Genomic DNA, 5,421 nt, shown 5'->3' with positions numbered 1-5,421 from the left:
CTGGCGTCCCGCATCCAGTCCACCAGCCCGCCGTACCACACGCGGATGTCCGGCTTCTCCCCGCCCCACGAGTGCGCCGCGTTCGTCTGCATCCCCGGCCAGACGATCAGCAGGCAGCCAGTCTGCGCACCTTGCGCGCAGTCGCGCACCAATCCCGTCACGGGGGACGTGCCCTTGTGGAACTGGCCGCGCCACGTCTCGCGCGGCACCACGCTCTCCGCGCCCTCCTTGGTGATCAGCAGCGGCTTGTCGATCCCGCCCGCGTGAAAGTAGCTCACCCGGCCGTAGAAGTCGCCGCCCGCGCTCGTGGCGTCAAGGCCCGCGCTTCCCGGCGTCACATCGTTGCCGCCGGGCTCCCGCATCTCCCACAGCAGCTGGTCGCCCGCCCACACAAAGCGCGTGAGCGTGCTCTCGCACGCGTGGCTCGTGTTGAAGCACACGTCGTCGCGCCGCGTGCGCTCCATGATCCGCCGCCCCAGCGGGTCGTACCGGTACTCCGCGTACGGGCCGTCCTGCGTGCACGCCCGTGCTGGTCGCCGTCACGGCAATTACCAGAAGCAGGGGTATTGCTAATGAAGGGACAAGTACCCCACGTATGCAATGAAGGCTATTGCTATATACGCTACGAATCCTACGAGGGCGGCTATAGAGATCGTCAAGCCCGCCGAGGTTCGGCGCGAAGCAAAGAACTCGACAACGAGGATCATGAGCAGAATGGGTGGGATGACCGCGACGCCAATAAGCCATATCCGCCCCTCGCTTTTAAAGGACGGGGCAGTTAGCAACAAGATCAGTTCCACAAATACCAGACAGGCTCCTCCCACAAACCACAATCGGCGCCTGCCTCCGGTCCGAAAGGCCAGTCGTAGGCAGGCACTCGACAGAACGGCTACGGAGATGGCTTGGACTAGCAGTGAAGTTCTACTCATGGCACTCACCTATTCGTGACAGTCGTCGCCAGAAGAAAGCGCTTCATCTGGATCTCCTCCACAAATACCCGGCGTGAAAGGAAGCTTGTCAGCTGCGTTGGGAACCTTACCCCCAGATTCTGATACGACGTCATAGACAAATCTGTTTGAGTTTAAAGATCCAGCCCACGAATATGGCTGGTGTCTTCGGACTGCTGCGATCGCATTGAACGCCTCGACCACAGAAGCGTCAAACTCTTCCGACGTCATGCCGTCTGGGACATCCACACGTACCCATGTGTACCTGCGGTCACCTACGGCGTCATCAGTACGAACTTCGATGTAATTCTTCCCGTTTCGCTCCAACAGCTCACCAGTCTGGCGCTTCCCACCTGCATCAACTCGTATTGCCGCATGATTTCCGAATATACCAAGCAGCCGATCGTCGAGTCGACGAATACCAACCCAGACTGTATCCGGTGCTAATCCATAAGGATCGCCATACGTGACCGGATCGCCCGCGGCGAAACCGTACGCGTTCAGGCCACCCGCGAGACCGATGGGGTCCGTCTGGGTGAACTGGCCGGTCGCGGGGTCGTAGTAGCGGTTGCGCATGTACATCTGGCCGCTCGCATCCCGCATCCCGTCCACCAGGCCGCCGTACCACACGCGGATGTCCGGCTTCTCCCCGCCCCACGAGTGCGCCGCGTTCGTCTGCATCCCCGGCCACGCGATCAGCAGGCAGCCCGTCTGCACACCCACGGGGCAGTCACGCACCGCGCCCGTCACGGGCGACGTGCCCTTGTGGAACTGGCCGCGCCACGTCTCCCGCGGCACCACGCTCTCCGCGCCCTCCTTGGTGATCAGCAGCGGCTTGTCGATCCCGCCCGCGTGAAAGTAGCTCACCCGGCCGTAGAAGTCGCCACCCGCGCTCGTCGACTCCAGGGCCGTGCCCACCACGTCGTTGCCGCCCGGCACCCGCATCTCCCACAGCAGCTGGTCGCCCGCCCACACGAAGCGCGTGAGCGTGCTCTCGCACTCGTGGCTCGTGTTGAAGCACACGCTGTCGCGCCGCGTGCGCTCCATGATGCGCCGACCCAGCGGGTCGTACCGGTACTCCGCGAACGAACCGTCCTGCGTCCACGTGCTGCCGTTGGTGCTCTCGTCGTGCACCTGCACCACCCGCAGCTTCTGGTCCGCCCCGTAGTAGTTGCGCGTCAGCGTGATGTGGTTGATGTCCGTCGAGCCGTTGACGTACGTGCCCCACCCCTTGTGCTCGCCCCACGTCACGTTCCCCGCCGGGTCATAGTGGCGGTACGTGCTGTCCGGCAGCGGCGTCTCGCCCGGGTTGGCCGAGAGCTCCCGCCCCATCCGCGTGATGCGCCCCATCCCGGACGCGTACACGTTGCGGGTCCTGGGCGGGGTGGCCTGACCGGACGCCCAGGTGCGGCTCTCCACCTGGTTGCCCATTCCGTCCGCTACGTACACCTCCGTCAGCCGCGTGGGGTCCAGCGGGTTGCCCCAGTCCGTCCCCAGCAGGTTCCCCAGGCCGGAGTACCAGTTGTAGAACTCGGTCTCCTCCCCGCTCACCTGCCCGCTCACGAACGTCGTCTTGCCGCGGGCGTCGTACGTGAACGCGTCATGCGCCAGCTCCGCGCCGCCCGGCAGGCTGTCCGCGCGCATCACCCGGCGGCCGTCCGCATCGTACGCCATCCGCTCCGCCCCGCCGCCGGGATAGGTAGTCCGCACGGGACGGCCCAGCAGGTCGTACGCGAAGCCGTATCCGTACCCCTGCCGGCTCCATGCCTGCGCCAGCGCGCCCGTCACCGGGTGGTACGCAAAGCTGTCCGCCTGCGCCGCGCCCGCCAGGTTTTGCGGGTGCTGCATGGCGCGCAGCTGCCCCGTCTGCGGGTTGTAGCGGTACTCCAGCCCGTACGCGTGCTGGCTGTAGTCCATCCCCGCGTAGCTGCGCATGTACGTGCTGTCTCTCCACAGCGCGCCGCCGGGGTAGTACGAGCGGACCACCTTTGCGTCCAGGTTCTCGGCGTACACCGGGTTGCTGAGCGCGTCGTAGCGGTAGAGGAACGTCTCCGCCGGCACGGTAAAGCCGCCCTGCGGATTCCGCGAGTAGAAGGGAAAGCGCAGATTGGAGCAGTTGCCCCCGGGCACGCACGTCCCGTTGTCCGTGGCCGACGGTACGTCGCGCCGCACCAGGCGGTTGAGGGCGTCGTACGCCATGGTGATGGCGTGTCCGCGCGCGGTGATGGCCACGACCGCGTTGCCCGATGGATCGTAGACGGTGCTGTCCTTGCCGGCGCCCGGCGTGAGCTCCATCGTCTTGCGGCCGGCGCGGTCGTAGCGGTAGCTCGTGGTAATGGTGTCGATGCCCGCCGTGTCGGGAAGCGACCAGCGCCGCACCCGCAGGGGGCGGCTCATGGCATCGTACTGCGTCTCCACCCGCACCATCTCGGCCGGGGCGATCCGCGCCGACACGCGGTCGCTGGCCGGCAGCGCCACGGCCCGCCCCAGCGTCTCCGTCCACGACACGCGGCCCAGGACGTCGTAGCCCGTGCGGGAGCGGACGCCGTTGTCCCGGAGCTCCCCCTCCACGTCCGCGCTGTCGGGGCGCACGGGGGTGATGACCAGCGTGTCGCGACCGTACTTGTCGCGGTAGTGGTGCGTGAGGAACCCCAGCGGCGTGCGGGTCCAGCTCAGGTTGCCCGCCCCGTCGTAGCCCAGCCGGTCGGACGCGGCGGTGTCGGCGGCCGCGCCCGTGGCGGGACCCGTCACGGGATGCGGGTAGCGCACCCGGGCCAGCAGCCCGTGCCACGGCGCGGACGTGTAGTACTCGTAGTTCACGCGCCGCGTGGCGTCACCCTGCTGCTGCCACAGCAGGTTGCCGTTCTGCGGATCGTACGCCATCACCGTCTGCCCCACGCCGGGGGCGATGATGGTGTCCGGCGCGTCCCAGCGGTCGTCGTAGCGGTACCGTGTCGTGAGGTTCACCCCGTCACCCAGCGGGTTTACCACCGTGGTGCTGTCCACCCGCCCGCGAAAGTCGTACGCGGCCCGCGACTTCACCACCAGGCTGTCGCCCCGCGCGTTGGGTCCGCGCACCTCCGTCACGAGCGAGGGATACGTCGCGTTCCCCCGGATGAGCACCGTCTCGCCGCCCATGGCGTCGCGGATGCGCCGCGGCGCCCCGCGCGCCGTAACCCAGATGCGCGTCTGGTCCGCCACGTCCGAGCGCGACCCGTCGATCAGCGTGTACGCCTGCGACAAAGCCACGGACGAACGGATGGCCGTGTCGGGGCTCACGCCCCGGCTCTCGGCGGCCGTGAACTGCGTGACGATGGACTGGGTGCCGCTGAGCGCGAGCGTCACGCTGCCCAGCTTGCCCGCACCGTCGTAGCCGAACGACACCAGCGTGCTGTCGCGCGACGTGCGCCCCGTGACGCGGCTGGGGTTGGACGCGTCGCCGTACCAGAACCGCGTCACCAGCCCGTCCGGATCCGTGATGGCCGTGACGCGCCCCCCGCTGTTCGTCAGGGTGATCCCCGGCTGGGCCGCTCCCGCGATCTCGGGCGTGATGGCGCTCACGTACCCGCCCGTGTACGCAAGGCGAAACCCGCGCGCCACCCCGTCGCGTCCCGGCACGCTCACGTACGTGGGCTTTACGCCCGCGCCCTCGTAGACGAAGTAGGTGGTGTCGCCCAGCCGGCTCACCGTGCGCGCGTGCCGTCCGTTTCCGTCGAACCACACCTCGCCCCCGCCCTGTAGCTTGCGGACGTACCCCAGCCCGGAAACCCAGGTGAGGGTGTCCGGGCGGCCGCCCGGGTTCTGCGCCACCCAGAACGTCCACGAGCCCGGGTACTGCGGCTCGTACACCCGGGTGCCGCCGTCGCCCGACCACACCATCATCCGGCTGGTGCCGTTCTGGCAATGGCACGCCATCAGCTCCATCCCCGCCAGCCACCACCCCGACCCGATCGCCGTGTCGGAGCCGCGCACCGTCACCATCATCTCGCCCGCGACCGGCGGCGCCGCGTGCTGCGCGCTCCCGTACACCGCCGTCACCTGCAGCGAGTACGGGATGAGTCCCCACGCGTTGCCGTACCCGTTCCACTGCACCCCGATGCGCCGCGTGGTCCCGGGCTGCCACTGGCTGCCGGTGAACCGCCGCGTGTGGGTGACGCCGTTGGGCAGCGTGACCGTCGCCACCACCTGGGTGGGCGGCGACCCCGAGGCAGGCAGCGTCACGTCCGCGTACACGGTGGGGTACGGCTGCGCGTGCTGGCTGTTGTACAGCAGCACGGGCGCCCGGCCCCTGCCCAGCGTGGCCATCCCCGGCACCGCGTGGGCCAGCCGCAGGTCCCCGCACTCGTACGCCGCGCCCGGCCCCGCCGACACGGTCACGCACTCCTCGCGCGACACCGCCGTGGACGAGTTCAGGTCCACCAGGCTCACCCCCAGCGCCCCCTCCGCTCCGCCAGAGCCGTACGCGTCCACCTCT

At 68.5% G+C, this 5,421-nt stretch carries 2 protein-coding genes; both read right to left on the bottom strand.

The annotated features are described in order from the left end of the window. Window positions 1-464, bottom strand: a 464-nt coding sequence (locus tag VFZ20_RS28220; RefSeq protein WP_329687308.1) for a hypothetical protein, incomplete at its 3' end; no start/stop codon positions are given. 474 nt (window positions 465-938) lie between these two features. Continuing rightward, window positions 939-5,421: RHS repeat-associated core domain-containing protein (locus VFZ20_RS28215; protein WP_329687307.1), on the bottom strand; the 4,483-nt coding region annotated here is incomplete at its 5' end.

Source organism: Longimicrobium sp. (assembly GCF_036280135.1).
GTDB lineage: Bacteria > Gemmatimonadota > Gemmatimonadetes > Longimicrobiales > Longimicrobiaceae > Longimicrobium.
Note: the sequence above shows the minus strand (reverse complement) of the source record. Positions and strands in the feature narration are given on the sequence as shown.